General features: G+C 29.9%; 31 protein-coding genes. 12 read left to right on the top strand and 19 right to left on the bottom strand.

What is annotated here, in order from left to right; translation table 11 throughout:
* Nucleotides 1–51: 51 nt before the first annotated feature.
* Together H2279_RS03025 and H2279_RS03030 are read right to left on the bottom strand one after the other, a co-directional pair.
* On the bottom strand, nucleotides 52–588 hold the full coding sequence (locus H2279_RS03025; RefSeq protein ID WP_137620299.1) for an iron transporter: 537 nt from the start codon (nucleotides 586–588) through the stop codon (nucleotides 52–54).
* Nucleotides 585–2,648 (bottom strand): FTR1 family iron permease, encoded by a 2,064-nt coding sequence (locus tag H2279_RS03030; protein ID WP_337195544.1) that lies wholly within the window; start codon nucleotides 2,646–2,648, stop codon nucleotides 585–587. Before H2279_RS03030 ends, H2279_RS03025 begins: the two co-directional genes overlap by 4 nt.
* Nucleotides 2,649–2,868: 220 nt before the next feature.
* Between H2279_RS03030 and H2279_RS03035 the strand changes: the two genes are divergently transcribed.
* The 6 genes from H2279_RS03035 to map all read left to right on the top strand — a co-directional run bounded on the left by H2279_RS03035 (nucleotide 2,869) and on the right by map (nucleotide 7,482).
* Entirely contained in the window at nucleotides 2,869–3,051 is a 183-nt protein-coding gene (locus H2279_RS03035) for a YjfB family protein (protein WP_337195545.1), read from the top strand.
* Nucleotides 3,052–3,170: 119 nt separating this feature from the next.
* Nucleotides 3,171–4,319 (top strand): Na+/H+ antiporter NhaA, encoded by a 1,149-nt coding sequence (gene nhaA, locus H2279_RS03040; protein ID WP_337195546.1) that lies wholly within the window; start codon nucleotides 3,171–3,173, stop codon nucleotides 4,317–4,319.
* Entirely contained in the window at nucleotides 4,316–5,485 is a 1,170-nt protein-coding gene (gene nhaA, locus H2279_RS03045) for a Na+/H+ antiporter NhaA (protein WP_137623132.1), read from the top strand. The genes nhaA (H2279_RS03040) and nhaA (H2279_RS03045) overlap by 4 nt, the downstream gene beginning before the upstream one ends.
* A gap of 15 nt (nucleotides 5,486–5,500) precedes the next feature.
* Nucleotides 5,501–5,974: a C40 family peptidase gene (locus tag H2279_RS03050; RefSeq protein WP_337195547.1), complete on the top strand. Its 474-nt coding sequence runs from the start codon at nucleotides 5,501–5,503 to the stop codon at nucleotides 5,972–5,974.
* The gene (gene murI, locus H2279_RS03055; RefSeq protein ID WP_337195548.1) at nucleotides 5,971–6,714 is read left to right on the top strand and encodes a glutamate racemase; all 744 of its coding nucleotides are present in this window, start codon (nucleotides 5,971–5,973) and stop codon (nucleotides 6,712–6,714) included. The genes H2279_RS03050 and murI overlap by 4 nt, the downstream gene beginning before the upstream one ends.
* Nucleotides 6,715–6,723: 9 nt before the next feature.
* A complete protein-coding gene (map, locus tag H2279_RS03060; protein WP_137623129.1) occupies nucleotides 6,724–7,482 on the top strand; it encodes a type I methionyl aminopeptidase in 759 nt (252 codons plus the stop codon).
* Nucleotide 7,483: 1 nt separating this feature from the next.
* Here map and H2279_RS03065 read toward each other — a convergent pair whose 3' ends face one another.
* The 13 genes from H2279_RS03065 to dnaG form a co-directional block, all read right to left on the bottom strand.
* The gene (locus H2279_RS03065; RefSeq protein WP_337195549.1) at nucleotides 7,484–7,984 is read right to left on the bottom strand and encodes a flagellar FLiS export co-chaperone; all 501 of its coding nucleotides are present in this window, start codon (nucleotides 7,982–7,984) and stop codon (nucleotides 7,484–7,486) included.
* Between the two features lie 57 nt (nucleotides 7,985–8,041).
* Nucleotides 8,042–8,635: an ABC-type transport auxiliary lipoprotein family protein gene (locus tag H2279_RS03070; RefSeq protein WP_137623127.1), complete on the bottom strand. Its 594-nt coding sequence runs from the start codon at nucleotides 8,633–8,635 to the stop codon at nucleotides 8,042–8,044.
* Nucleotides 8,635–9,528, bottom strand: coding sequence for an MlaD family protein (locus tag H2279_RS03075; RefSeq protein ID WP_137623126.1), 894 nt, complete (start codon nucleotides 9,526–9,528; stop codon nucleotides 8,635–8,637). The genes H2279_RS03070 and H2279_RS03075 overlap by 1 nt, the downstream gene beginning before the upstream one ends.
* A gap of 2 nt (nucleotides 9,529–9,530) precedes the next feature.
* The gene (locus H2279_RS03080; RefSeq protein WP_137623125.1) at nucleotides 9,531–10,253 is read right to left on the bottom strand and encodes an ABC transporter ATP-binding protein; all 723 of its coding nucleotides are present in this window, start codon (nucleotides 10,251–10,253) and stop codon (nucleotides 9,531–9,533) included.
* Nucleotides 10,253–11,365 (bottom strand): ABC transporter permease, encoded by a 1,113-nt coding sequence (locus tag H2279_RS03085; protein ID WP_337195550.1) that lies wholly within the window; start codon nucleotides 11,363–11,365, stop codon nucleotides 10,253–10,255. The genes H2279_RS03080 and H2279_RS03085 overlap by 1 nt, the downstream gene beginning before the upstream one ends.
* A 1-nt stretch (nucleotide 11,366) precedes the next feature.
* Nucleotides 11,367–13,265, bottom strand: coding sequence for a transketolase (gene tkt / locus H2279_RS03090; RefSeq protein ID WP_337195551.1), 1,899 nt, complete (start codon nucleotides 13,263–13,265; stop codon nucleotides 11,367–11,369).
* A 9-nt stretch (nucleotides 13,266–13,274) separates the two neighbouring features.
* On the bottom strand, nucleotides 13,275–14,114 hold the full coding sequence (locus H2279_RS03095) for a polyprenyl synthetase family protein (protein ID WP_337195552.1): 840 nt from the start codon (nucleotides 14,112–14,114) through the stop codon (nucleotides 13,275–13,277).
* A complete protein-coding gene (locus tag H2279_RS03100) occupies nucleotides 14,111–15,205 on the bottom strand; it encodes a PDZ domain-containing protein (protein WP_337195553.1) in 1,095 nt (364 codons plus the stop codon). Before H2279_RS03100 ends, H2279_RS03095 begins: the two co-directional genes overlap by 4 nt.
* Entirely contained in the window at nucleotides 15,202–15,507 is a 306-nt protein-coding gene (locus H2279_RS03105) for a YbaB/EbfC family nucleoid-associated protein (RefSeq protein WP_137623120.1), read from the bottom strand. Before H2279_RS03105 ends, H2279_RS03100 begins: the two co-directional genes overlap by 4 nt.
* Nucleotides 15,507–16,787 (bottom strand): UDP-N-acetylmuramoyl-L-alanyl-D-glutamate--2,6-diaminopimelate ligase, encoded by a 1,281-nt coding sequence (locus H2279_RS03110; protein WP_337195554.1) that lies wholly within the window; start codon nucleotides 16,785–16,787, stop codon nucleotides 15,507–15,509. Before H2279_RS03110 ends, H2279_RS03105 begins: the two co-directional genes overlap by 1 nt.
* Complete coding sequence (locus H2279_RS03115) at nucleotides 16,771–17,325, bottom strand: histidine kinase (protein WP_337195555.1); 555 nt, start codon at nucleotides 17,323–17,325, stop codon at nucleotides 16,771–16,773. The genes H2279_RS03110 and H2279_RS03115 overlap by 17 nt, the downstream gene beginning before the upstream one ends.
* On the bottom strand, nucleotides 17,312–17,584 hold the full coding sequence (locus H2279_RS03120) for a NifU family protein (protein WP_137621673.1): 273 nt from the start codon (nucleotides 17,582–17,584) through the stop codon (nucleotides 17,312–17,314). Before H2279_RS03120 ends, H2279_RS03115 begins: the two co-directional genes overlap by 14 nt.
* A gap of 84 nt (nucleotides 17,585–17,668) precedes the next feature.
* Nucleotides 17,669–19,483, bottom strand: coding sequence for a DNA primase (dnaG, locus tag H2279_RS03125; protein WP_337195556.1), 1,815 nt, complete (start codon nucleotides 19,481–19,483; stop codon nucleotides 17,669–17,671).
* Between the two features lie 70 nt (nucleotides 19,484–19,553).
* On the opposite strand from dnaG, the gene H2279_RS03130 reads away from it, so the two are divergent.
* The 4 genes from H2279_RS03130 to aroC are packed head-to-tail and all read left to right on the top strand — an operon-like array spanning nucleotide 19,554 to nucleotide 22,717.
* The gene (locus H2279_RS03130) at nucleotides 19,554–20,540 is read left to right on the top strand and encodes a CDC27 family protein (protein ID WP_337195557.1); all 987 of its coding nucleotides are present in this window, start codon (nucleotides 19,554–19,556) and stop codon (nucleotides 20,538–20,540) included.
* Nucleotides 20,527–20,958, top strand: a complete 432-nt coding sequence (gene rnhA, locus H2279_RS03135) for a ribonuclease HI (protein ID WP_337195558.1) — start codon at nucleotides 20,527–20,529, stop codon at nucleotides 20,956–20,958. The genes H2279_RS03130 and rnhA overlap by 14 nt, the downstream gene beginning before the upstream one ends.
* Nucleotides 20,955–21,632, top strand: coding sequence for a ribonuclease III (gene rnc, locus H2279_RS03140; protein ID WP_337195559.1), 678 nt, complete (start codon nucleotides 20,955–20,957; stop codon nucleotides 21,630–21,632). Before rnhA ends, rnc begins: the two co-directional genes overlap by 4 nt.
* Nucleotides 21,629–22,717, top strand: a complete 1,089-nt coding sequence (aroC, locus tag H2279_RS03145; protein ID WP_337195560.1) for a chorismate synthase — start codon at nucleotides 21,629–21,631, stop codon at nucleotides 22,715–22,717. The genes rnc and aroC overlap by 4 nt, the downstream gene beginning before the upstream one ends.
* Nucleotides 22,718–22,803: 86 nt before the next feature.
* On the opposite strand, the gene H2279_RS03150 is transcribed toward aroC, so the two are convergent.
* Nucleotides 22,804–23,787, bottom strand: a complete 984-nt coding sequence (locus H2279_RS03150) for an MnmA/TRMU family protein (RefSeq protein WP_337195561.1) — start codon at nucleotides 23,785–23,787, stop codon at nucleotides 22,804–22,806.
* Between the two features lie 105 nt (nucleotides 23,788–23,892).
* Here H2279_RS03150 and H2279_RS03155 point away from each other — a divergent pair, with 105 nt between their 5' ends.
* Together H2279_RS03155 and H2279_RS03160 are read left to right on the top strand one after the other, a co-directional pair.
* A complete protein-coding gene (locus H2279_RS03155) occupies nucleotides 23,893–24,048 on the top strand; it encodes a hypothetical protein (protein ID WP_170999697.1) in 156 nt (51 codons plus the stop codon).
* A gap of 29 nt (nucleotides 24,049–24,077) precedes the next feature.
* Nucleotides 24,078–24,953 (top strand): hypothetical protein, encoded by an 876-nt coding sequence (locus tag H2279_RS03160; protein ID WP_337195562.1) that lies wholly within the window; start codon nucleotides 24,078–24,080, stop codon nucleotides 24,951–24,953.
* A gap of 21 nt (nucleotides 24,954–24,974) precedes the next feature.
* On the opposite strand, the gene H2279_RS03165 is transcribed toward H2279_RS03160, so the two are convergent.
* From H2279_RS03165 to exbB, 3 genes are all read right to left on the bottom strand, one after another.
* Nucleotides 24,975–25,616: an energy transducer TonB gene (locus H2279_RS03165; RefSeq protein WP_337195563.1), complete on the bottom strand. Its 642-nt coding sequence runs from the start codon at nucleotides 25,614–25,616 to the stop codon at nucleotides 24,975–24,977.
* Nucleotides 25,613–26,002, bottom strand: coding sequence for a TonB system transport protein ExbD (gene exbD, locus H2279_RS03170; protein WP_337195564.1), 390 nt, complete (start codon nucleotides 26,000–26,002; stop codon nucleotides 25,613–25,615). The genes H2279_RS03165 and exbD overlap by 4 nt, the downstream gene beginning before the upstream one ends.
* Nucleotides 25,995–26,307, bottom strand: a 313-nt coding sequence (gene exbB / locus H2279_RS03175) for a TonB-system energizer ExbB (protein ID WP_337195565.1), incomplete at its 5' end; no start/stop codon positions are given. The genes exbD and exbB, both read right to left, overlap by 8 nt.

Below are 26,307 nucleotides of genomic sequence, written 5' to 3' on the forward strand. Positions count from 1 at the left end.
AAGAAGTATTTTTAGAAATTCTATTATTAAGAATTTCTAAAAATTTGGGAATTATTTAGGTGTGCCTGTGTATTTAAATTTGTAATCAACTTTAAAAGGTTCAAACCATTTACCTACGCCAGTTTCTTCATCAACATGGCGTCCAAATCCTTGTTTTTCAGGATTTGAAATATAAAAAGTAAGTTCATAATTACCCACTCCAAAACCACCTTTTTTGTCTTTTTCCATAGCGATATTAGCACCATAATGAGGACCATCATCCGCAACCATAGGCATTAAAGTTCCGCGTTTAATGGCTCCAGTATCCGTATTTTTAAGTTCATAAGCTATGGTTAGATAAGGCATCCAAAATCCTTCAGGAAAGCCATTAGGATTATTTTTAGTTGCGTGAATATCTGCTTCTAAGTGAATATCTGCTAAAGATGCTGCAAGATCAATTCCTCTTGGTTCCATTTCGATTGGTTGAAGATAAACAGCGGCTATTTCCATCCCATTTAATTCTTTTGGATCGCCAATTGGCACTTCACCTGCAAAAAGATTGATACTTGCAATCGCTGCTATAGCAACGCTTGATAAAATTTTTTTCATTTTACTCCTTTTTTTGAAATTTGTTTTGTGATTAAAATACCAATAATCAATAAAATTAATACTATAAATTGAGGAATTAAAGTTTCATAATAAGGATAAATTCCAAGCCATAATATAGGTTCAAAATTCATAGGAACTAAACTAGGAAGGATGATTTTTCCTTCTATAAGCTCTGCTATGCCCTTGCCTGTAAAAACAAATACCATATAAAAGATTATATAAGAGGTGATATAAAAAAATTGCTTAACAGGGATGCGAATAGCTCCTGCTTTTAAAAGAAAATATAAAACAATTAAAATTAAAATTCCAAGTCCAAGTCCCCCAAATATAGCACTTAAATCCGTACTGGTTTTTGCATCAAAAAGCAAAGCTTGATAAAAAAGAACCGTTTCCGCACCTTCTCTATAAACAGCTAGAAAAACGGTAATCCAAAGTGTTTTTGCGCTATTGTTTGAAATAGCATCAATTGCACCTTGCTTGATAAAACTAGCCCATTTTTTATTTTGTGCGTTTGAAAGCAACCAAAATCCAACATAAAATAATAAAAGAACAGCTATAAGCATAGTAATGCCTTCTATAAGTTCTCTACTTTGCCCCGCATTTTCTTTAAAAAGCCAAGAGACAGCAAAAGCTGTAATAAAGCTGAGTATGATTCCGGTAAAAAGTGCGCTATAGGCTATATTGAGGCGATTTTTATTGCCACTTTGAACAAGATAAGATACGATTGCAACAACGATAATTAAAGCTTCTAAACCTTCGCGTATGATAATTCCTAAAGCCCATATAAAAAGAGAATAAGGCGTAGAATCTTGAATTTTATCTATACCTTGTTGGATGAATTTTTCTAATTCATCAAAAGTAGCTTTAAGCTCTTTTTTATCGGCACTATTTTTGATTAATGCAACACTTTGAGAAAATAAACTTTCGATTTTTAATTTCAAATTGCTATCAACAGCACCTATTTTATTTTCCATTCCACTGGCTTCAAAAATATCTAAATAGGTATTTTGTAAATCATTGATAGCTGAAATATTAAAACCATCGTAATTATTTAAAATTTCATTTAAGGCAAGTTTGATATCATCTCCGACTTTAGCGTAATCTTTTCCTTGATTTTCATCGTTAAAACCTTTTAGTCTTAATTTTGAAAGTTCTGAATTTGGAATTTGTAAAAATGTATCAAAAAGCTGTTGTTCTATATCATCTAAACCATCTCTTAATTTTTTTTCATCAAGTTTTTTATCATCAATTTCACGTATCAAGGTTCTTAAAGCTTGTTGGAATTTTTGATCATTTCCAGCTTTGGTAAATTTATTGATTAGAATTTCAACTTTTGTATTACGATAATCATTAAATAAAGCATCATTTAATAAATTTTTACTCTCATCATAATTTCCATTTTTAAAAGCATTTGCAGCAAGGGTAAATTTGGTCGAAATATTATCAAGAATAAATTGCAATCTTGTGTCCATAGAGGCTGCCGCTTGAAGATCGGAATTGATATCATTGGTTTTTAAATTTGATGAGCTAGTTTGGATATTAGAATTATTGTTTGAGCTGGGTTTAACACCTGTAATTTGGGCAATTAAAGCTTCAGCATCAGCTTCTCTTTTAGCATTAGCCTCTAAACTTGATTTTTCAGCCGCTGCTTTATCATAATTGGTTTGACTAGCTTCTGCTTTTAACCTATATCCATTTTGTAAAATAGGAGCCACTTCATCTAAGTCATAATAAAGGCTTTCAATGAGTGCGTTGATTTGATCTAAAGGAGCTTTTTCCTTATACATACGACGCAAATTAATGAATTTACGCTCCATAGTGATAGCTTTTCGACCTATATTTCTACCTATAGGACCTTCCATATTTTCAAAATGTTGAAAATAAGCATCTTCGCTTAATTTTTTTGCTTGTCCATTATCGCCTTTTTTATATACATCCAAACTTTGACTAAGGATATTTTTAATAATATTTGTTTCAACTATATAATCATCAACCTTAGCAAAAACAGCTGTTGTAGAAAAAAATAAAAAATAAAAAAGCATTATTTTAAAAATTTTCATTGTGATTTGCTCCAAAATCATGTATTTATAAAAATAATATTTATTATCAATATAGAAGTATAATACCAACAATCTTAAATAAGACTAAAAAATAATTTAAATACAAGGTTTTATTGTAAATTTTAAAATATTTAAAAAATTTAGGTATTAATTTTTAAAAAATATTTCCGATATTATTTAAACGTCTTTTATAAGACTACATCAAAATAAGGAGGATGTTATGATTTCAGATGCAACCATGAATAATGCAAACTTATTAACAGCGGTTAATACCTCAGTATTAAAAAAATCTATGGATACAAATGAAACATTAATGAGTAAGCTTATTGAAGGTATGGAGAATGTCTCTGAAGCCTCCGCTCCACAAGCTTCTAGCTCTAGTGGTTTAGATATTTATGCTTAATATCTAATCAATTAGGATGCAATTTGTATCCTAATAAATTATTTGAAAATAATTATTTCTTTAGTATTTTTTAGTTATAATCATACAAAAATAATTTTTAGTTCTAGGATGGGTTATAAATGCATATAATTAAAAAAATAATTTTAAGTGAAACTTTTCCTGGAATTTTGCTTATATTTTTTACTCTTTTAGCTTTATTGTTTAAAAATTCTTCTCTTGGTTTTTATTATGCAGAAATTTTTCACGCAAATTTAACGATAGGTTTTGAGAATTTTAAAATTGCAAAGTCTTTAGAACTTTGGATCAATGATGGATTGATTGCTATATTTTTTCTTTGTATTGGTCTTGAGTTAAAATATGAAATTTTACGCGGACAGCTTAAAAATATAAAATCAGTTTCTTTGCCTTTATTTGGAGCTTTAGGGGGGATGATTTTCCCCGCTTTGATTTTTACTTTAATCAATCATTCCCATGATTTTGCTATGCAAGGTTGGGCTATTCCAACAGCTACAGATATAGCATTTGCAGTGGGAATTTTAATGCTTTTAGGAAATAAAATTCCATCGAGCTTAAAGTTGTTTTTACTTTCTTTGGCTATCTTTGATGATTTGGGCGCGATTATTATTATCGCATTATTTTATACGGATCAACTCTCATTTTTGGCTATTGTGATTTGTTTTTTATGTATTTTGGTCTTGTTTGTGCTAAATTATCTTCATTTTACACACCTATCCTTATATGTTTTAATCGGAGTGATTTTATGGGTAGCGATGCTTAAAAGTGGAGTGCATGCTACTTTAGCAGGAGTGATCATAGCTTTATTTATACCTTTAGATACACCTGATAAAAAACCTTATTTGCATGCAGTTTTAAAGGATTTAAATCCTTGGGTGATTTATTTTATTTTGCCTTTATTTGCTTTTGCAAACGCAGGGGTTGATATTAAAGATATGGATGCGAGTGTTTTAGTTTCACCTGTAAGTCTCGGAATTATGCTAGGTTTATTTTTGGGAAAACAATTAGGGGTTTTTTCTTTTTGTTATCTTGCTATCAAATTAAAACTTGCAAAACTTCCTGAAAATATAAAATATTCCAAATTCTATGGAGTTTGTATTTTAACAGGCATAGGCTTTACTATGAGTTTATTTATCGATGGTTTAGCGTATAAAAATAGTGATATTTTTGAACATGCTGATAAATTAGCTATTTTATTAGCGAGTTTCATCAGTGCCTTAATCGGCTTTATATATCTTAAGATAATCAAATGAATGGTGTTTTCCAAAAATTAAAAACTCTCATTTTAAGTGAAGCTTTTGGCGGAATTTTACTTATTGTTTCTACTTTACTTGCTTTATTGATCCAAAATGGATTTTTTAGCGAACATTATCGTAGTCTTCTTAATTTAAAAGTGGGATTTAGTGTTGGCGAATTTGAACTTAATAAGCCTTTTTTGCTTTGGGTAAATGATGGACTCATTTCGATTTTTTTCTTTGCAATAGGTCTTGAGCTTAAAAAAGAATTTTTACATGGAGATTTTAAAAATCCTAAAAATATAGTATTGCCTTTTATAGCGGCTTTAGGAGGTATATTAATCCCTGCTTTATTTTTTACTTTGGTTAATTTAGGCGATATATATACCCTTAAAGGTTGGGCTATCCCAACAGCTACAGATACCGCTTTTGCTTTAGCGATATTGATGATGTGCGGAAAATATATTCCATCGAGTTTGAAAATTTTTTTACTTTCTTTAGCGATTTTCGATGATGTTGGGGCTATTTTAATTATCGCAATTTTTTATACCACCAAACTTTCTATTTTTGCTTTTATCATTGCTACAATTGTTATTTTTATAATGCTTATGCTTAATGTTTTTGGTATTACGCGAAAATCTTTTTATTTTATTTGTTCGTTAATTCTTTGGATCAGTGTTTTAAAAAGTGGAGTGCATGCTACTTTAGCAGGAATCATTACAGCTTTTTTTATCCCTATGGTTACTAAAGAAGGCAAACCTTTTTTAGAAGATATTTATGAAAGTTTAAAATTTTGGCTCAATTTTGTTATTTTGCCTTTATTTGCTTTTGCAAATGCGGGAGTGAATTTGTCAAACATAGATTTAAAAGCTATGTTTTCTGGAGTGAGTATAGGGATATTTTTTGGACTTTTTATAGGAAAGCAATTAGGAGTTTTTGTCTTTTCTTATTTTGCTATAAAATTTAAATTAGCTCATTTGCCTCAAGGATCAAATTTAAAACAACTTTATGGAGTTTGTATTTTAACAGGCATAGGTTTTACCATGAGTTTATTTATTGATGGTTTGGCTTATGAGGTAAGCGATATATTTCATTATGCAGATAATCTTGCTATTTTGATTGCTTCATTTTGTTCTGGAATTTGGGGCTTTATTTATCTTAGATTTTTTGCAAATCGTGCTTAAAAAAAGGAGAAATGAATGAAACAACTTTTTTTTATTTTTTTAGCTTTATTTTTTATCACAGGTTGTAGTTTTTATCCTAATTTTGCTTTTATGGGAAAACCAAATCACCATTATTCTAATGTAGAATCTAAATTAAAATCTATTGCCTATGAATGGAGAAAAACTCCTTATGTTTTAGGGGGCAATACTAAAAGAGGTGCTGATTGTTCAGCATTTACGCAAAAAGCTTTATTGGAGTTTAATGCAAAAATCCCAAGAACAACTGTCACTCAATTAAATTCAGGCATAAGGGTTTCTAAGTCTCATTTAAAAGCTGGAGATTTAGTTTTTTTTAGAACGGGTAGAGGGCCAAATGGCATGCATGTAGGAATTTATACAAGCAAAGGCAATTTCATCCATCTTTCTTCTAGGGGTGGAGCTAGAGAAGCTAACTTGAGTAATTCTTATTGGAAATCACGTTATATAGGCGCTAGAAGATATATAAGATGAAAATTGGAGTTTTTGATAGTGGTGTAGGAGGACTTAGCGTCTTAAAATCTCTTTATGAAGCGAATTTTTTTGATGAAATAATTTATTATGGGGATACCGCAAGAGTTCCTTATGGAGTAAAAGATAAAGATACGATTATCAAATTTTGTTTAGAGGCTTTAGATTTTTTTAAAAAATTTCAAATTGATATGCTTATTATTGCTTGTAATACTGCAAGTGCTTATGCCTTAGATATATTGCGACAAAATGCTAATATCCCAATATATGGAGTAATAGACGCTGGAGTGGAGGCTACAAAAAAAGCATTAAAGCGTAAAGATGAAAAAATTTTAGTGATCGCTACTAAAGCAACTATTCAATCACAAGAATATCAAAAACGTTTAAGCGAGCAAGGTTTCACTCAAATAAAAGCCTTAGCAACTGGGCTTTTTGTCCCTATGGTTGAAGAGGGTATTTTTGAGGGGGAATTTTTACAAAGTGCTATGAAATATTATTTTGAAAAAGTTCAAACTCCAGATGCTTTAATTTTAGCTTGTACCCATTTTCCTTTTTTAATGAAATCTTTGAGTGATTATTTTGGTCAAAATACAAAATTAATCCATTCAGGTGATGCTATAGTTGATTTTTTGAAAGAAAAAGAAAAATTAATTTATAAAAAAGATAAAGCACTATTGCATTTTTATGCTTCAAGTGATGTACAATCTTTAAAAAATACTGCTAAAATTTGGTTAAATTTATAAGGATAAATCATGATAGAATTAAAAAAACCGGCAGAAATAGAAAAACTTAGAAATGCAAATCAAATCGTCGCAAAAACTTTGGATTTTCTAGAAAAAGAAATAAAAATTGGAATGAGTTTAAAACAAATTGATCAAATGGCAGAAGAGTATATATTAAGCTTAGGTGCCAAACCTTCTTTTAAGGGACTTTATGGCTTTCCAGGTGCAATTTGCACTTCTTTAAATCAAGTTTGCATCCATGGAATTCCCGATGATAAAATTCTCAAAGAAGGCGATATTTTGGGTATAGATGTCGGCACAATGCTTGATGGGTATTATGGCGATGCTGCTAGGACTATTGCTATTGGTAAAATTTCTTCTAAGGATGAAGCTTTGATCGCTTGTGCTAAAGATGCTTTGTATTATGCAATTGATATTATTAAAGATGGAATGCGTTTTAAGGAGCTTTCGGCTGCATTGGGTGAATTTATTACTTCAAGAGGTTTTGTTCCGTTGCGTGGATATTGCGGACATGGAATAGGGCGCAAACCTCATGGGGAGCCTGAAATTTTAAATTATTTAGAAAAAGGGGCTAATGCTAAAAGTGGGCCTAAGATAAAAAATGGAATGGTTTTTTGTATAGAGCCTATGATATGCCAAAAAGATGGAACTCCAAAGCATTTTAATGGAAAATGGGATGCGGGCAGTGCCGATGAGTTAAACACTGCCCATTATGAGCATTGCGTTGCAATTGTTAATGGAAGAGCAGATATCCTTTCTGCTTTATAAATTATCTAAAAAGATTTTTAAAATCCATGCTTGAGTCATACATTCCAGCATTATCTATGCTTTGACCCATGATGATTGCATTAGCAAGATCAGCTAAAATATTTTTTATTTCATCTCTTTTATCTTGAATATAAGCTAAAACACCTTCATATCCAGCTTTTTCTAAGATTAAAAGAGGATTTGAAATTTCAAATTCAAAAAGTTTTTTGCCAACATATACATTAAAAATATTTCCAAAAAGTGCAGTTCCCATGAAAGAACAATTTTGGATAAGTTGTGAAGTGGTTGCATCTAAAGTGCGTTTTTGTAAATCATCAATTTGATCCTCGAGTCTTTGAGTGATACTTTGTTCAATTTTTTTAAGGGCAAGTTCTAATACTTGCAAGGCACCAATAAAATCATTTGCATCGTTTATTTGTGAACAAATTTGATTTGCTTTAAATTCTCCTACAGCCTCAACTTCCCCTAAATGTTTTTTTAGTATATCTAATTCATTTTTCATCTTTTGCCTTTCAAAAAAATATTGCTAAATTTTTAAAAGCAAAAAGTGTTCCTACTTTTAATCAATATTAGAATTAATCCATAGAACAATATCCGTGGTTAAAGAATTTAAATTTTTTTCAAAAGATTGATAAATGCTTGAAATATTATTTTGCTCAATATTTTCTTTATGATTAAAAAATCGATGAACAATAATTTTATTTTCTTTAACATCGATAAGATTAACACTTACGGCAATTTGTGTATAATTTTGCTTTGAGTTAAGAATTTGTTCAAAAGAATCAATTCTGCTTTCAAGAATATAATCAGCATTTAATGAGCTTTGCGAGGAAATAACAGCTTTAAATATTTTAGTTTTTTCTAGTTTTGATAAAAGAAAAGATCGATAAAAATTACTAGGCAAATCCGCCCAAAAATGATAAGCATAGGTATTGCTTATATTGTTTTGTGTGTAAATGATTGATTTTGAATTAAGATATAAAGGCAAAGTGGCACTTTTGATTTTTAAAATCTTAGTTGTTTTTTTAAAAGGGATATTAGAAGAAATTTCATCGTTTTTTAAAATAAACATTTGAGTTTTATCAACTTGATTATTTATAGAGCATCCATAAAAAATAAAACTTAAAATAAATATATATAAATATTTTTTCATTATCTTTCTCCAGGTCCTAGTTGAGGTTTTTCTTGTTTAAATAAAATATCAGAAGGGCTTCTTTGTAAATTTTTTATCAAAAGATCGCTTTCTAATAATACTTTGTTTAAAAGTTCTAAATTTTGTTCAATATTTTGCTTTAAATCATCATAAGAATCTATTTTTGAATTGGCTTTTTTGGCGAAGGAATTTAAAGCAATCACTCCTTCTTTGACGCTTTTTAAAATTTCATTAAAATTTTTAGCAGCAAGACTTATATTATCTGCCATTTGCCCTAGCTTGAAACTCGCATTTGTAATATTTTGGCTCATTTTTTGTGAATTTTCATTTAAATGAGAACTTATTTGGGCTAAATTATTTAAAATAAGTTCTAAATTTTTTAAATTTTGCTCACTCAAAAGCTCTTTAGTTTTTAAATCAGCAGTTTTAACCAAAGAAAAAATGTGTTCACTTTGTTTGTCTATAGCAGCTAAAAAGCTTTCTTTAAATTGAATAATTGGAGGTTTATTTTTATTGTGGCTAGTAAGTTCGGGACTTTCTTTACTTCCTCCTTGAAGTTGTATGAATTTAAGTCCTGTAATTCCTTGAAGTTGCAAGGTTGCATATGTATCTTGTTTTATAGGAGTATTTTTCTTTACTTTAATTAGAATTTTAACCCCTAAGCTATCTCTTTCTTCTATGCTGATTTTTTCTACACTTCCCACCTCTACCCCTAAAAGTCTTACAGGTGCTTTGATACCAAGTCCTGCTACGGATTCTTGAGTATAAATTTCATAGTATTTAAAACTTTCTTTTTTGGAGTATCCGCCAAGCCAAAGTATAAATGCTAAACTAGCAAAAAACAATCCAAATATAAAAATTCCTACAAAAAAATAATTGACTCTATTTTCCACTTTTACTCCATAAATTTTTTAAAAAGTTTTTCATTTTGTATTTTAAGATCTTCATAGGTCCCATAAAAACCCACTTGAGTGTTTTCTAAAATGATAAAACGATCAAGCAAGGTTTTCATACTGTCTTTATCATGAGTTACTAGCACAATGCTAAGATTAAAAATTTGTTGTAATTCTAAAATGAGTTCATCAAATTCTCGGCTACTATGTGGATCTAAACCCGAAGTAGGTTCATCAAGAAAAAGCAATTTGCTATCTAAGGCTAAAGCTCTTGCAATAGCCACTCTTTTTTGCATTCCTCCGCTTAATTGGCTTGGAAATTGCCTTAAAACACTTTCATTTAATCCAACCATTTTAAGTTTCATAAGAACTAATTCTTTGATAGAATTTTCATCCAATTGAGTGTATTCTTTTAAAGGAATAGCTATATTTTCATAAACATTTAAAAAACTAAAAAGAGCAGCAAATTGAAAAACCACTCCCCATTGTTTTTGTAAATTTAAAGCATTTTTTTCACTGATATTTTTAAGTTTAAAGCCTAAAATTTCATACTCTCCTTCATCAAAGTGTTCTAAAAGTAACATTTGTTTGAGTAAAACGGATTTGCCACTCCCGCTTCCACCTAAAATACCAAAAATTTCATTTTCTTTAACTTCAAAATTGATTTTATTGTGGATTATTTTTTGATCAAATTTGGTCGTGATATTGCGTGCTTTAATAACCATCAAATTCCAGCCATAGTTAAAATAATCGAAAATAAAGCATCAAATGCTATCACCCAAAAAATAGTACTCACAACACTTTTTGTAGTATAAATTCCTATGCTTTGTGTGGTATTTTTTACCTTAAAGCCATTAAAACAAGCAATCGCACCAATTAAAAAACCAAACATTGGAGCTTTTGCAAGACCTATGATGATATGCTTTAATTCCACTGCTTCTTTAAAACGTCTTATAAATTCTGAAAAAGAAATATCAAGGTTTATTTTTGCTACTAACATTCCACCTAAAATACTTATAGCATCGCTTAGAGCGACTATTAAGGGCATGGAAATGATCAAGGCCATAACGCGGGGAATAATGATAAAATCAAAAGATCTAAAGCCCATTGTATTCATTGCAGCAATTTCATCTGTTATTTTCATCACTCCAATTTGAGCAGTATAAGAACTCGCACTTCTTCCGGCTATTATAATAGCTGTGATTAAAGGAGCAAGTTCTCTAGTGGCTGAAATTCCTATTAGATCAACAATAAAAATATTAGCCCCAAATTGTACTAATTGATAAGCCGCTTGATAAGCAAGAACAATTCCAATTAGCATTGCAGTTAAAATAACAATAGGCAAGGCATTAAATGCTGAGTTTTCTATATGATATAAAAAAGATACAAAGCGGAAATTTTTAGGATTTTTAAAAGACAATACAAGGGAGATAAAAAAAGCACCTATAAAATGGATAAAATCTTTTAAAATTATAAGAAAATTAATGCTAAGTATCCCTAAGGATATAAATATTTTTTTAAAATCAAATGAGTTTTGTTTAAAATCGCTTTCTATTCTTTGATAATTTTTTTCACAAAGTTCAAATAATTTTTCAAAACGAGAATTTAACCCCTGTTTTAATATAGAAATATTATTTTTTTTAAGATCAAATTCTAAAGCAAGAAAAAATCTTACTCCAGCCATATCAATTTCTTCTAGGTTACTAAAATCAAAAATACATTGCGTGATTGAAATTTGAGATAAAAAATCGTGAGTTTTTAATCTTGAAATGCTTGTTTTATTCCAAATTCCAAAAATCAATATTTTGTCTTTTTGAAATTTGAAATTCGCAGTCATTTTATTTATTAAGAATAAAATTTAAAAGCTTAGAAACGCTAAAACCAAAATGCTCAAATACATCTTTATCTTTTCCGCTTTCTCCAAAACTTTCTATTCCATAAACTCTGTGACAAAATTTATAAAGCTCATGAGAACTTGCTGCTTCAACCCCTATAACTTCACCTTGTAAAATTCTTTTTTTATAGTCATTTTCTTGCTGATTAAAGAGTTCAAAACAAGGCATCGAAACAACGTTACAAGTAATGTTTTGTTTCGCAAGTTCATTAGCAACATCTAAGCAAAGCGAAACTTCACTACCGCTAGAGAGTAAAGTGAATTTAGGATTTTCATCTTCTTTAAGCAAATAAGCTCCATTTTCAACATCTCCAAAAACAGGCTCACTTAGAGCTTTAAGTTTTTGGCGTGAAAGTACAAAAGCGCTTGGCATTTGTTTATTTAAGGCTATTTTCCAAGCTTTGACATTTTCAACCCCATCCGCAGGTCTAAAAGTTAAGCAATCAGGCATAGCTCTAAAAGTGCTTAATTGTTCAATAGGTTGATGAGTAGGGCCATCTTCTCCAACTCCGATACTATCGTGAGTGAAAATAAAAAAGTGTTTTATCTTCATCAAAGCAGCAATTCTAGCAGCCGGTTTTAAATATTCGCTAAAAATGAAAAAGGTTGCTGAAAAAGGTAAAAATAGACCATATCTAGCAAAGCCATTATTAATAGCTGCCATTGCGTGTTCTCTTATGCCAAAATGGATATTTTTTCCTTCTACAAAATCTCCCATTTCATGAAGTTCTGTTTTATTTGAAGGACCTAAATCCGCACTTCCACCCAAAAAGCCTTCTAAATTTTTGGCTAAAATATTTAAAATTTCTCCATTACTATCCCTTGTAGCAAGATCTTTACCTTTAAAATCAGGATATTGTATATTGCTAAAATCAGGCTTTAAAAGTTTTTCTAAAAGTTCTTGTTTGTTAGAATTTTTAAGTTTTTCTTTCCATTTTGCTTCTTCTAAGTCTCCAAGTTCTATGGCACTTTCAAAACGAATTTTTGCTTCTAGTGGAATTTGAAAGGTTAAATTTTTATCAAAACCTATTTTTTCTTTAGCTTCTTTAATGATATCCTCGCCCAAAGGAGCACCATGACTTTTATGGCTTCCTTCAAGTTTTCCAGCACCTTTAGCAATGGTTGTTCTTGCGATAATAAGGCTTGGTTGCTTAGAATTTTTTGCTTTTTCTAAAGCTTTATTAATTTCTTCAAAATTGTGTCCATCGATATCTTGAACTTCAAAACCTTGAGATTTAAAACGCAAAGCAACATCTTCATTAAATGCAAGGCCCACATCTCCTTCTATAGAGATATTATTGCTATCATAAATAAGTATTAAATTATCAAGTTTATGAAGTCCTGCCAAAGAACAAGCTTCATAAGAAATTCCTTCTTGCAAGTCTCCATCACCACAAAGACAATAGATTTTATGATCGATTAGATCTTCTCCAAGCATTTTTTGAGCTTTTTTAGCAGCCATAGCAAATCCAACAGCATTAGCCACACCTTGTCCTAAGGGACCTGTTGCAATTTCAATGCCTGCTGTTGTGATCTCTGGATGACCAGGGGTTTTAGAATGAAGTTGTCTAAAATTTTTTAAATCATCCAAACTTAAATCATAGCCACTTAAATGTAAAAAACTATAGATTAAAGCACTTGCATGACCACCTGAAAAAACTAATCTATCGCGATTTAGCCAGTTTGGATTTTTAGGATTATGTTTTAAATGATAACTTAAAACACTTAAGATATCAGCTAAACCTAAAGGCGCACCTGGGTGACCAGAATTTGCCCTTTGGATCATATCTGCGCTTAAAAATCTTAAAGTATCTGCTTGAATTTTTAAAAATTTTGTATCCATTCTTAACCTTTATAAATATTGTATCATAAGATTTTCGATCATTTTTGATATTTTTTCATCTAAATTGATCAAATCATTTTTGCAATTTTGTATCAAATCATTTTTGCAATTTATGGCTTCTTGAAGTCCTAATAAATTCACAAAAGAATTTTTATGCGTATCATGATTAGCAGGTTTTCCACTTTGCTCTTCACTCATGGTTGTATCGATAATATCATCGTTGATTTGAAAGATTAAACCTAATTTTAAACCAATATCATAAATTTTTTCACTTTCTTTTTTTTCTAATTCGCAAATTTCACAACCCATTTTTAAAGATGCAGCTATGAGTTTTGCGGTTTTATGAATATGTAAAAATTTAAGTTCATCTAAATTGAGTTTTTTATCTTCAAAATAACAATCAATCGCCTGACCTATAATCATTCCATTGATACCCGCATTATAGGCTAAAGTGCGGATTAAATTGATTTTAATCTTTTCTTTTAAATTTAAATTACTTAGTAATAAAAAAGCTTCGGTATTTAAAGCATCTCCAGCTAAAATAGCTGTAGTTTCATCATAGCTTTTATGTAGGGTAGGAGCACCTCGTCTAAAATCAGCATTATCCATAGCAGGTAAATCATCATGAATGAGAGAATAAGTATGGATAAATTCTAAAGCTAAAGCTGCATCTAAAGCATTTGAAATGAGTTGGGGGGCTTTGCATTCAACAATGCCTAAAAGCAATTGTGCGCGAAAGTGTTTTCCACCGGCTTTTAACATCGCTTGTAAAGCTTCATTAAAAAAAGGATGAAAGCTTTTTATATAGGGTAAATTTTCATTTAAATGCTTGATGAAGAGTTCTTTCACTTTCTAAGCCTAATAAAAAATTGAAAATTTCCATCTCCACCTGCATTAATATTTCCGATTAAGCCATCATCAAAATTATGCAAAGGAAGTTTGGAGCTTTTTCTTTGAATTAAAATGTTAAAATCATTTCCATTAGCAAGTATAGTTTGCAAATTTTTAAAATCTTTTAAGATGATATTATTAACGCGTAAAATTTTATCACCCACCATAAATCCGGCTAAATCAGCCTTAGATTTTGGATCGACTTTTGTCACGATTAAGGATGCGTTAACACTTAAGCCTAAATTACTTCTAAAATTGGTTGTTTTTGGCTTTGGTTTGGCATTTGGAAGATTAAACTTACTGATATCTTTAGCAAAAACTTGAGTTGAAATATTTAAATCAACATTGTCTCTTAAGACTTGAAAATAAAGCGTACTGCTAGGATCAGCAAACAGAATTTTTTCGTTTAATTTTCTTAAATCTTTTACAGGTTTTCCATCTACGCTTATCACTTCATCATTGATTAAAAATTGACCATTTTTACGTACTTTATTAACATAAATTTTGTTTTCTCGCTCTACAAAATCAACCCCAATATCACCCCAATAAACATCATTGTATTTCATAAAGTGTTTTAAATATCTATTACCAATAAAAGCACCATTATTTAGTGCAATGCCAAGCATTTCACAACATGGAGTTCCCAAAAGTCCGATTTTTGTGTTAAAATCAAGTTGATCTCTTTCATTGATATCTTGAGCTAAGTATTTAATATGACCTATATAAGGTTTATTTGGATCCCAAATTCCAACCCAGTCATTACGAGTCAATTTTTCTTCATCTCCCATAGGAGTTGGAATGAGTGAAAAATCTGTTCTTACAAGATAAAGATTTAAAAAAGGATCGTATTTTACGTATTTATTTAATTTTGCATTAGGTTGTTTTAAAACAGCAAGTAAATTTTCACTTAAAACAAAGGCTGGCATTCCTTCGTAATTAAACATACTTGCCTTATTTCTTTCATAACCTGCGACAAAATCTTCAAAAGTAGGGCGTTCTATAGCTTGCCCGATCATTAAAAATGCAATTATACAAAATAAAAATCTCATAATTTTCCAAAGCCTCCTAAAATATCACTACTCATGCTGTTGCGATTTTGTGCTACCATAGCTAAAACATCATTGATAGCAGATATTAACAAAATTTGCATCGATTCTTTATCTTCAAGTAAAGAATCATCAATACTCACATCGATAATTTCACCTTTGCCATTTGCACTGACTTTGACAAGCCCTGCTCCACTTTTTGCACTGAATTCTTTACTAGCAAGTTCTAATTCTATGTTTTTTGCTTTTTCTTGAACTTGATTTAAAAGTTCGCCCATTTTAGAAAAGTCTATATTATCAAACATCAATTTATCCTTAAAATTTCATTTACAACTAATTTATCACTAAAAGGATATTTTATCCCTTTAATTTCTTGAGTCTCTTCATCACCTTTTCCTAAGATCACTACTAAATCATCTTTTTCTTTAAGTTCTAAAGCTTTTTTTATGGCTTCTTTTCTATCTTCAATCATCAAAGCTTTTTTTGGTTCTTTAAAACCACTTGCGATTTCTTCGATTATAATTTTTGGATCCTCATCACGTGGATTATCGCTTGTAATGATAGCAGTTTTTGCAAAATGTTCTACAATTTTACCCATTAAAGGTCGTTTAGTACGATCTCTATTGCCTCCTGCGCCAAAAACTACAATTAATTTTTTATTTTTAAGAGCATCAAGAACTTTTTCTATGCCATCAGGCGTATGAGCAAAATCAACGATAATTCCATCAGCAACTTGTTCCACTCGTCCGCAAACCCCTCCAAAGTGATTGATCGCTTTTTCTAAGTCATTCAAATTTGGCTTAACAAGCTCATTCACACAAGCACTTGCAGCAAGAAGATTATAAAGATTGAAAAGTCCTAGCATAGGGGATTCTATATGAAAGGTTGTATTTTTGATCATAGCAACCGCATTGATGCCATTTTCTAAAGAGTAGGCTTTAATTTGATACAAAGAAGGATTTTCTATGCCGTAAGTAAAAGCATTTTTTACATTAAATTTAATTGCTAAGGCGTCCTTGTTGATAAATTTTAAGCTTTCATCGGTAAAAAAAAGTTCTTTGGCTTGTTTATAATTTTCAAAATTTTGGTGAAAATCTAAATGATCTTGAGTGATATTGGTAAAAATTTTTGCTGCAAATTTTAAACCCTCGATTCTATTTTGCACTAAAGCATGCGAGCTTACTTCCATAACGAAAAATTCACATCCTTTTTGCGTAGCGATTTTTAAATACTCTAATGTTTTTAAAATTGCTGATGTTGTAAGGGATTTTTCATCGATTTGTTCATCATTTATGAAAGCACCGCGGGTTCCACAAAGACCGCATTTATATCCTAAATCAAGCAATATAGAATAAATTGCCGCTGCGGTGGTTGTTTTTCCATTTGTTCCTGTGATGCCGATAATTTTAATATTTTCATCAATATTGAGTATTTTTTTGCATTCTTTAACATCAATAATCTTGCATTCTTTTTTTAAAGCTTCATTTTCAAATTGTTTGTTTTGCTCAGTTTTTAGAAAAAAACAACCTTTTTCACATTCTAAAGTACTATCGGTAATAAATGTATTTTCAAGCTTTATTTTCACTTTTAAATCCTATAAGTTTTTCTTGGATTTTTATAAATCTTTCATTGGCCCAAAAATGAGACATAACGCTTTCGATGTAATTTAAAGTCATATCTTTATAGCCGTGTTCAAGAAGTTTTTCTAAAAAATCTAAAAAATCATCACGATTATCAATCACTAATTTTGCACTCTGTATAATATTTTCAAAACTTTTTTCAAAGCCAATTTGTTCTGCACTTTTTAAAAAATCTTGATAATTTAGAGCATAGCCATCTTCTAATTCATCTTTATTTTGAGATCTTTCTTCGTGTTGAGTTTCTATTGTTTTTAAAATTTCTTCAAAATCTTTATCAATTTTTTCTATGGTGTAGTGTTCTAAATAAAATTCAAAAAGCAAAATCGACTCTTTTGGAAATTTTAAAGCTAAATCACAAAGCAAAATAAAATTAAACAAACGCTTATTTTTACGTTTTTCATAGGCTAGAGAAAAATATATTTTTGCGGTTTTAAAATCTTTTTTTAGAAAATGTTCGATACCGAGTTTTTTATAATTTTGCAAATTCTTCTGCTCCGCCATTTAAATTTACAATGGTAATTTCTGGATGAATATCGATTTTAAGTTGTCTTTCAAGTCCATATTTTAGGGTTGTTCCACTTGATGCACAACCTTTGCAAGCACCGATTAAATGCACATAAACCACTCCATTTTTAATCCCTAAAAATTCAAGCCCACCCCCATCGCGTTCTAACATAGGAATGCTTTTTTCTAAGCTTGATTTTACAGGATTTATAAGTTCTTCATCACTAAAAGGCATCATCAAATCAATCCTTAAAAAAATTTCTATACTTTAGCGTGATTGTGTTTAAAAAAAGGTAAATTAAACACTTTTTTACCATTTAACTTAAAAAGGTTCTTCATTGTATTCTTGCGTGGAATTGATATTTAATTCTTTTGCATCAAATTTTTTAAGAGAAAAAATTTTATTTAAGCTTTTAAATAATTGCTCTAGTTTTATTTCATCCTTTTCATTTTTTAAAAGCAATAAATATTCTTTTAAAAAATACAAACACTCTTCTTGTGTTAAATTTTTATTTAAAATTTGAGAATTTTTATCGATTAAGGCAAAAAGTTGTTTTTTTAGAGCTAAGACAGAATTGATTGTATCGATGTGATTTAAAAAAGCTAAATTGATTTTGCAAATGCCAAATAAAAATTCATTTTGATTTAAATTTTTAAGGATATTTTTTTGTTCAAATTCTCTTATATCGCTATCTTCATAGCCTTTTTTTTCTAGAATTTTTTCTAATAAAATTTTATGTTTAAAACAAACACTATCGCTAATTTGTTTAAAAAGTTCGTGCATGTTGGAATTATTTTTTAAAAAGTTGAGAATTTCAAGTTCTGTAATGTGTGTTTTTGTGTTTGGAATTTCTAAAGGAGTGGAATTTAAATTTTTATAAGATCTGAAATTTTTGGTTAAAACAATCAGTTTTTCTTCCACGCCTAAAAGTTTAGAAACGAGTTGCGTATAAGAATTAGCAATCAAAGGTTCAAGAGTGAAAGTGTATTTTTGCACACTCTCTAAAGCTTTTTGTTTATCAAGCGCTGAATCAAGTGTAAAATCTGCTATGATACGTCTGATATAAAATTCCCCAAGCTCCATACCTTTTTCAAGTATATCATAAAGTTTCGCATTTTGATTATTAGCGACTAATTCCGCAGGATCTTTTCCGCCTTCTAAAAGAGCGACTTTGCCATCGATTTTATGAGTGCTAAGTAAAAAAGCTGATCTAGTAGCCGCTCTTAATCCTGCTTCATCGTTATCAAAACAAAGTATCACTTTAGCTTCATATCGACGGATTAAAGGTAAATGATGTTCGGTTAGTGCGGTGCCAAGAACGGCTACTGCATTGTTAAAACCTGCTTTATGAAAAGCAATCGCATCCATATAACCTTCACAGATAATCATCTCTTTTTTTGCACTGATAGCATCTTTAGCTAAATGAAAAGCGTAAAAAATTCTACTTTTATCAAAAAGCATATTTTGGGGAGAATTGACATATTTAGCCATTACGTTTGGATTAATAGTTCTTCCGCCAAAGCCTACAAGTGTATTTTTTTGATCATAAATTGGAAAAGTGATACGCCATATAAAACTCGCATAAATTTCACCTTTTTCATCTTTCTTTAGGGCTCCAACCGCTAAAGCATCTTCGATGGATATATTTTCATTTTGCAATAATCTCACGCTTTCTTCGCTTGAATTTGCAAAACCTAATTCAAATTTAGCAATGTCTTTATCGTCTAATTTTCTTGAGTAGAGATAGTCTAAAATTTCTTTATGATGAGAAAGATTATTTTTAAAATAAGCGTTTAATTTAGGTAAGATATTTTTTAGATCTTTCTTGCTTTCATTTTTTTCTTTAGTATAACTTAGAGTAAAATTGCAAAGGCTGGCGACTTTTTCTACTGCATCAGAAAAATTTAATTTTTCATAGTCCATTACAAATTTAAAAGCATCTCCTCCTGCTTTACACGCAAAACAATGATAAAAACCTTTTTGAGCATTAATATGCATAGAAGGATTTTTATCTGCATGAAATGGACACACGCAAACAAAGCTAGAGCCTTGTTTTTTTACTTCAATGTAATTTTCAATAATATCAACAATATTAAGTCTTTGGGATAAATTTTCTATACTTTCTTTAGATATCATTTTAAAAACCTTAAATAAAATTATACAAAGATTTAGCTATAATTTGGCATAAAATTTTTAAAGAGAGTTTATGGATTTTTTCTTTGTTGAATATAGGGATCCTTTGGTAGGGCTTATTATTTTAACTGTTTTGATTTTTGTGGTTTCTGTGGCTAATCATGCTTGGAAATTGTTTGCAAATAAAGATAAAGAACAAAAGCTTGAAAAATTCATTAAAAAATTTGAAATAGATAATATTCACAAAGATTTATTAAGAAATGAAAGATTGAGTTTTGGAAATTTAAGCTTTTTAGCAGATATTTTTACAAAAAGTGGAGAATTTGAAAAGGCCACTCAAATTTATTTGATCGCACTTGAAAAAAGCAAGGATAAAAATGAACAAGAATTTATTTTTATCGCTTTGGCAAATATTTATTTTAAAGCAGGATTTTTAGAGCGCGCTAAAGAAGTTTTACTTCAAGCTTTAAAACTTCGTCCAAGAAATATAGAGGCTTTAAAACTTCTTAAAATTGTGTATTTAAAATTAAAAGCTTATAAAGAAAATTTAGAAATTTTAGAGTGTTTATTTGAACTTGGAGAAGAAGTAGAAAAAGAACAAGAATTTATAAAAGCTTTAAATTTATATGCTTCAAATTTAAACAATGAAGAAAAAAAACAAAAATTATTAGAATTAAAAATGTCAAACAATACTATGCTAGGGCGTTTTATTTTTGAAAAATATTCTTTATTTTTGGGGCAAAATTTTAACGATATTTGCGATCTACTTTATAAGCAAGATCAAGTTTTTAATTTGGAAAGTCAAGAGTTTTTAGAATTTTTTTATGCTTTAGGCTATATTAGCAAAGATCAAATTCCAAGTCATTTTGTTTTTAAAAATTCAAATTTAAAAATGTTAAAAATTTTACGTGAAAATTCTTTTAAAGCAAGGCTTGAATTTTCTTATCGTTGTTCAGAATGCAAAAATATAATGCCTTTGTTTTTTTATCATTGCCCTATGTGTTATGAATTTAATACTTGTAAGATTATTTGTGAAGTAAAAAATGATGAAATGTGTTGAAATTTATACCGATGGCTCTTGTCTTAATAATCCAGGTTTTGGAGGGTGGGCGTATATAGTGCGTTATAAAGGGCATCAAAAAGAAGGCTTTGGATCGGAAAAAAATACTACTAATAATCGTATGGAATTAATGGCTATTATTGAAGCTTTAAAAATTTTAAAAGAGCCTTGTGAAGTCAAACTTTTTACTGATTCAAATTTGATGGTTCAAAGTATTAATGAATGGCTTGATGATTGGATTAAAAAGGATTTTAAAGGTAAAAAAAATGTAGATTTGTGGAAAGAATATTTAAAAGTATCAAAATCGCATCAAATTCAAGCTTTTTGGATCAAAGCACACAACGGGCATGAGGAAAATGAAAGATGTGATATTTTAGCAAGAGAGGCGGCTTTAAAATTGCAAAAGGAAAATCAATGAAAAATATCGAGCTTTTAGAACAAAACTTAGGTTATCAATTTAAAGATAAAAATCTTCTCACACAAGCACTGACTCACAAAAGTTGTAAAAAATCTTATAATAATGAGCGTTTGGAATTTTTAGGGGATGCGGTGCTTGATTTGATCGTAGGGGAGTATTTATTTCATAAATTTGGAAAAGACGCTGAAGGTGATTTGTCAAAATTAAGAGCCGCTTTAGTGAATGAAAAATCCTTTGCAAAAATCGCCGATAGTTTAAATTTAGGTGATTTTATTTTTATGAGTACATCTGAAGAAAATAATGGAGGAAGACAAAAGCCTTCCATTCTTTCTGATGCTCTAGAAGCGATCATAGGATCTATTCATTTAGAATCAGGCTTTGAATGTGCAAGAAATATCGCTTTAAAACTCATAGAAAATAATTTTCCAAAAATTGATGCAAAAAATTTAATCAAAGATTATAAAACAAGACTGCAAGAGATCACTCAAGGCACCATAGGAAAAACTCCAGAATATGAAACACTGCGTGCTTTTGGGCCCGATCATTTAAAACAATTTGAAATTGCTTTAAAGCTAGAGGGTAAGGAAATTGCAAGAGCTATTGCAAAAAGCAAAAAAGAGGCACAACAAATGGCGGCAAAAATTGCACTTGAAAAATTGGAAAATTTATCATGAATACCTTTGGCACAAGATTAAAATTTACAAGTTTTGGAGAATCTCACGGAGTAGCTGTGGGTTGCGTGATAGATGGAATGCCTGCTGGTGTAAAATTTGATGAGGAATTTTTACAAAATGAACTCGATAAACGCAAAGGTGGAAATCAATTTTCAACTCCAAGAAAAGAAAGCGATAAAGCACAAGTTTTAAGCGGAGTTTTTGAGGGATATACCACAGGCCATCCTATTGCCATAGTTGTTTTTAATGAAAATGCACGTTCTAAAGATTATGATGATTTTAAAGATGTATTTCGCCCTGCACACGCTGATTTTACTTATTTTCATAAATATGGCTTAAGAGATTATAGAGGCGGTGGAAGATCAAGTGCTAGAGAAAGTGTTGCTAGGGTAGCTGGGGGTGCTGTATGCGCGATGCTTTTGAATGAATTTGATATTTGTGTTCAAAGTGGGGTTTTTGGAGTAGGGAGGTTAAAATCAAATTTAAATGAGGATCAATTTGATTTTAAATGGGCACAAGAAAGTGAGATTTTTTGTCTTGATTCTAGTTTAGAAAATGATTTTAAAGCTGAAATTTTAAATGCAAAAAAATCTAAAGATAGTGTAGGCGCAGCGGTTTTTACAAGAGTAACTGGGATGATGAAAGGATTTGGAGAAGTTCTTTATGATAAATTAGATTCTAAACTCGCCCATGCCTTAATGGGGATTAATGCTGTTAAGGCAGTAGAAATTGGTGAGGGGATTAATGCAAGCAAAATGTATGGATCTCAAAATAATGATATCTTAAAGGATAATAAATTCTTAAGCAATCATAGTGGGGGCATTTTAGGTGGAATTTCAAATGGAGAAGATCTTGTTTTAAAAACTTATTTTAAACCCACTCCTTCTATTTTTAGAGAACAAGAAAGTATGGATAAATTTGGAAATAATGTGAAATTAGAATTAAAAGGCAGACACGATCCTTGCGTTGGCATACGTGGAAGTGTTGTGGTTAATGCTATGGTGCGTTTAGTTTTAGCTGATTGTTTGCTTTTAAATGCGAGTTCTAATTTAAATAATTTGAAAAAAATTTATAGTCTAAAATAAAAAAAGCCCGTTTTGAAACGGGCTTTTATAGCAATATTTTGAAAAGATTCAATCACTATATCGTTCTTTTTTGAAATTAGTTTATACTAGCTGATAAAAAATTTGCTAATTTGTGTTTTATCTTCAAAAGCTGAGGTGATAAATTTTTGGTTTTTAAATTCTAATTCATAGCTAGTATTTATATCGCATTTAGTGTAAGTTAAAGCAATTTTTAAAGCAAGTTCTATATCCTCATTACTTGCATTTGTGCTAAGCAAAGAATAAGCTCCTATTAAATTTCCTATGCCTATAACTTCATATTTTGGAGTTTTTAAATTTCTTAAAAGTTCATTTTCTAATTCATTACGTCCTATGATCATTTTAGCGCCCATAGGCAATCTTAAATGACGTCCGTATTTTAAAAGTTGTGCGTCATTAACTTGCATATCTTTATCAAATTGTATAAAATCGCGAATTTTTTTAGCAAAACTATCAAGGGTTAATAAACATCCTCCACCTGGGCTTTCAAAATCTTCAAGTCCAAATTGTGCAGCCAGTTCCAGTTGTCTTTTGCGACTTCTTCCACTAATGCCTTCTAGTTTTTCTCTATCCACCCAACCTTCTCTTTCAGGCTTTGTTAGAGGTAAATTTTTGGCGCACATAGGACGCAAGATAAGATCCTCTTCATCAAGGGCTAATTTTTTAACCTTAGCCATAGCGTCATTTCTTTGACTCATCGGTCTTTGTCCTAAGACTTCTCCGGTGATGATAAAACTTGCATTTTCTTCTTTTAGCATAGCAAGAGCAGTTTTAAACATAAAAGCATGGCAATCTATGCAAGGATTAAAATGCTTGCCATAGCCATATTGTGGATTAAAAAGAACTTCTTGTAAATAAGAATTTCTTACATCGATCATTTCAAAATCTGCACCCACCATAGCCGCTCTTTTTTTCATGATCTCACTTTTATCGCTTGTACTTCCAAAACCTATATTAATATTTAGAGCTTTTACTTCTATACCTTGAGAAGTGATGAGTTTCATTGCTAACATACTATCAAGGCCACCACTAAAAAGGGCTAATGCTTTCATTGTATTCCTTATTACATTCTTTATTATATAAAATCTTTTTCTTTTTTGTCGATATCAAATTTATAATTATATCAAAACTAGCTTATAATATTAAGGGTTTTAATCATGAGAAAAATATTTTTTATTTTTATACTTTTGGGTGTAGTGTATGCTAAAAATTCCTGTCCTGATTATAAAGAAAGATTGAAAAAATGCAATGCTTTACCAACGCAGCATCAAAGAAAAATGTGCCGTTTGGGTTTATTTGCATCTTGTAAATAATGTTAATTTGTAAATTTTAAGGATAATTTATGGATAAATTAACAATGAATGGTTTTAATACTTTGTCAAACAATCAAAATGTTACAAATCGTAAAGAAATTTTGGAATTAAAGTCTGAAGAAAAGGATAAAGTCAAAGTTAATGATCTTTCAGATCATAATAATTTTGGCAAGAAAATTATTTTTGAAGATAAAGAAGGTGAGTTGATATCTTTAAATTTAAGTGAAGAAAATTATAAAAGTTTGCAAAATCATTTTAGTTCTTATACAAATTATATTGCTAGAGATGATGGAGCTATAAGATTAAATGGAGAAGCAAATGAATTTGTTTCTAATTGGTTTGAAAATGCAAAAAATGAATTTTTCAGTGTTAAATCTACCCAAGATGAAAAAAATAACACTCGCATCAATTTTCATCAAAATACTTTGCATGAAAGTATGCAGAATTTAGGTTTAAAACATAATGATTCATTATCTGATGATACGAGCATAGAAGAAAAATTGAATTTTTTTATAGATAAAGATGTCAATAAAGATGGAAATATTGATGATAATGATGTTAAAGAACCGAGTTTAAGAGAAATTTTGAGTGATTTAAAAGAAGTTTCAGGAGGTGGAGCAAATGCTATGCAAAGTGTTGATCCGCAAAAAATTCAAAAAAAAGATGATGATAAAGCTAAAATCAAAGAAAAAGAAAATGATGAAGAAGATTTACTTCAAAAAGCACAAGAGAAAGGTTTAAGCTCTTTAAGTGCTGATGAGCAGGCTAAACTTAAAGCTAGCAATCCAAAAGAATTTGAAGAACTTCAAGATAAATCTTTAGATAAATTAACTAAGAATTTAAACAAAGATTTGATGGGGCAAATCAATGATAATAAAGCCATATTTGTCGATAAAAGAGTTTAGATTAAATAATTTTGGTGAGTTTTATCCTTTTAAACTATACACTATAGGAAGTATGATTCTTAAATCATTTTTATAGTAAGGGAAATTTATTGAAGCTTTGCGAATGCTTTCTAAGGCATTTTTATCTAAGATGGAGTATCCAGAACTTTGGATTATTTTTAACTCTGCTAAAGTTTTATTTTCTTTCCATAAAAATTCTACTTTAACAACCCCTTGCATACCCATTCTTTGAGCTTGTCTAGGATAATTTTGGGCTTTTTGAATTGCTTTTTGAATTTCTTCAAGAAGTGGATGTTTATCTTTACCTTGTATGAGTTGAGTGATTTGAGGAGAAGGATTTTTAGCTATTTGATTTGTTGTCGGCTTTGATTCGGTTGTAATTGGTTTTTGTTCTATTTTTTTGATTTTTTTTGTATCTTTTTTTATGGGTTTTGGTTGAATTTTATTGATTTTAGGTGTGGTTTTTTCTACGATTTTATTCTCTTGTGTGGGTGCTGGATTGATTTGGGTAAATTGCTTCATAGATAAGGTAAAAATTTCCTCATTTTTAAATTTTACTTTAAAAAAATCAGCAGAATTAAAGATTAAAAAAAATACAGGTAAAAAGATTAAAAAAGATAGATAAAAGGCTTGATATTTGTGATTTAAAAATAAGTTTTTCACTTATTTTTCTCCGTTATGATTTGGAAATTTTCATGTCCTTTGTTTTTTAATAGATCTATAATTTGCACAAAACTTTCAAATTTAGCATTTTTATCGCTTTTGAGTTCTACGATAGTTTTTTGATCGAGCTGGGATATCGCCTCTTTTATTTGTTCTAAATTTGCTGTTTTATCATCTAGATAGAAAATATTTTTCTCATCGATGCTAATAAGAAGTTTTTTTTCATGATCGCTAAGACTCATAGAGCTTTCGCTTTTTGGGAGATTAATTTGGATTTTACCTTGCACGATAAAGGTTGAAATACTAAGAACGATAGCGAGTAAAACAAGCATAATATCTATAAATGGGACAATGTTTAATCCCTCATTTTTTGGCAATTTAATCATTTTGATTTGCCTTATAAGTACTACTTAGAAGAGAAATTTTACGTAATAGCGCATTATAAGCGATAAGGGTTGGAATGGCAACTAAAAGACCTAAAGCTGTGGCTTTAAGGGCTAGAGAAAGTCCTATAACTATAGATTTTACGTCTATATTTCCAGCTAAGCCCATTTCATAAAAAGTAACCATGATCCCAACAACAGTCCCTAAAAGTCCAATATATGGAGCATTAGAATAAATAATATATATGGCGGTTAAATTTTCACTGATCGCATTATCAAATTCTTCTTGATTTTTATAATTTTTAAAA

The sequence above is a fragment of the Campylobacter sp. B0100352/1 genome, assembly GCF_020135855.1.
Classification (GTDB): Bacteria; Campylobacterota; Campylobacteria; order Campylobacterales; family Campylobacteraceae; genus Campylobacter_D; species Campylobacter_D taeniopygiae.

Coding starts and splice junctions, on each gene's coding strand:
- map (WP_137623129.1), top strand. CDS start 6,724: ATGATAGAATTAAAAAAACCGGCAGAAATAGAAAAACTTAGAAATGCA.
- H2279_RS03105 (WP_137623120.1), bottom strand. CDS start 15,507: ATGTTTGATAATATAGACTTTTCTAAAATGGGCGAACTTTTAAATCAA.
- H2279_RS03100 (WP_337195553.1), bottom strand. CDS start 15,205: ATGAGATTTTTATTTTGTATAATTGCATTTTTAATGATCGGGCAAGCT.
- dnaG (WP_337195556.1), bottom strand. CDS start 19,483: ATGATATCTAAAGAAAGTATAGAAAATTTATCCCAAAGACTTAATATT.
- murI (WP_337195548.1), top strand. CDS start 5,971: ATGAAAATTGGAGTTTTTGATAGTGGTGTAGGAGGACTTAGCGTCTTA.
- H2279_RS03050 (WP_337195547.1), top strand. CDS start 5,501: ATGAAACAACTTTTTTTTATTTTTTTAGCTTTATTTTTTATCACAGGT.
- H2279_RS03120 (WP_137621673.1), bottom strand. CDS start 17,584: ATGATGCCTTTTAGTGATGAAGAACTTATAAATCCTGTAAAATCAAGC.
- H2279_RS03030 (WP_337195544.1), bottom strand. CDS start 2,648: ATGAAAATTTTTAAAATAATGCTTTTTTATTTTTTATTTTTTTCTACA.
- nhaA (WP_137623132.1), top strand. CDS start 4,316: ATGAATGGTGTTTTCCAAAAATTAAAAACTCTCATTTTAAGTGAAGCT.
- H2279_RS03150 (WP_337195561.1), bottom strand. CDS start 23,787: ATGAAAGCATTAGCCCTTTTTAGTGGTGGCCTTGATAGTATGTTAGCA.
- tkt (WP_337195551.1), bottom strand. CDS start 13,265: ATGGATACAAAATTTTTAAAAATTCAAGCAGATACTTTAAGATTTTTA.
- nhaA (WP_337195546.1), top strand. CDS start 3,171: ATGCATATAATTAAAAAAATAATTTTAAGTGAAACTTTTCCTGGAATT.
- H2279_RS03155 (WP_170999697.1), top strand. CDS start 23,893: ATGAGAAAAATATTTTTTATTTTTATACTTTTGGGTGTAGTGTATGCT.
- rnc (WP_337195559.1), top strand. CDS start 20,955: ATGAAAAATATCGAGCTTTTAGAACAAAACTTAGGTTATCAATTTAAA.
- exbD (WP_337195564.1), bottom strand. CDS start 26,002: ATGATTAAATTGCCAAAAAATGAGGGATTAAACATTGTCCCATTTATA.
- H2279_RS03160 (WP_337195562.1), top strand. CDS start 24,078: ATGGATAAATTAACAATGAATGGTTTTAATACTTTGTCAAACAATCAA.
- H2279_RS03035 (WP_337195545.1), top strand. CDS start 2,869: ATGATTTCAGATGCAACCATGAATAATGCAAACTTATTAACAGCGGTT.
- H2279_RS03085 (WP_337195550.1), bottom strand. CDS start 11,365: ATGACTGCGAATTTCAAATTTCAAAAAGACAAAATATTGATTTTTGGA.
- H2279_RS03070 (WP_137623127.1), bottom strand. CDS start 8,635: ATGAAAAAATATTTATATATATTTATTTTAAGTTTTATTTTTTATGGA.
- rnhA (WP_337195558.1), top strand. CDS start 20,527: ATGAAATGTGTTGAAATTTATACCGATGGCTCTTGTCTTAATAATCCA.
- H2279_RS03080 (WP_137623125.1), bottom strand. CDS start 10,253: ATGGTTATTAAAGCACGCAATATCACGACCAAATTTGATCAAAAAATA.
- aroC (WP_337195560.1), top strand. CDS start 21,629: ATGAATACCTTTGGCACAAGATTAAAATTTACAAGTTTTGGAGAATCT.
- H2279_RS03130 (WP_337195557.1), top strand. CDS start 19,554: ATGGATTTTTTCTTTGTTGAATATAGGGATCCTTTGGTAGGGCTTATT.
- H2279_RS03065 (WP_337195549.1), bottom strand. CDS start 7,984: ATGAAAAATGAATTAGATATACTAAAAAAACATTTAGGGGAAGTTGAG.
- H2279_RS03025 (WP_137620299.1), bottom strand. CDS start 588: ATGAAAAAAATTTTATCAAGCGTTGCTATAGCAGCGATTGCAAGTATC.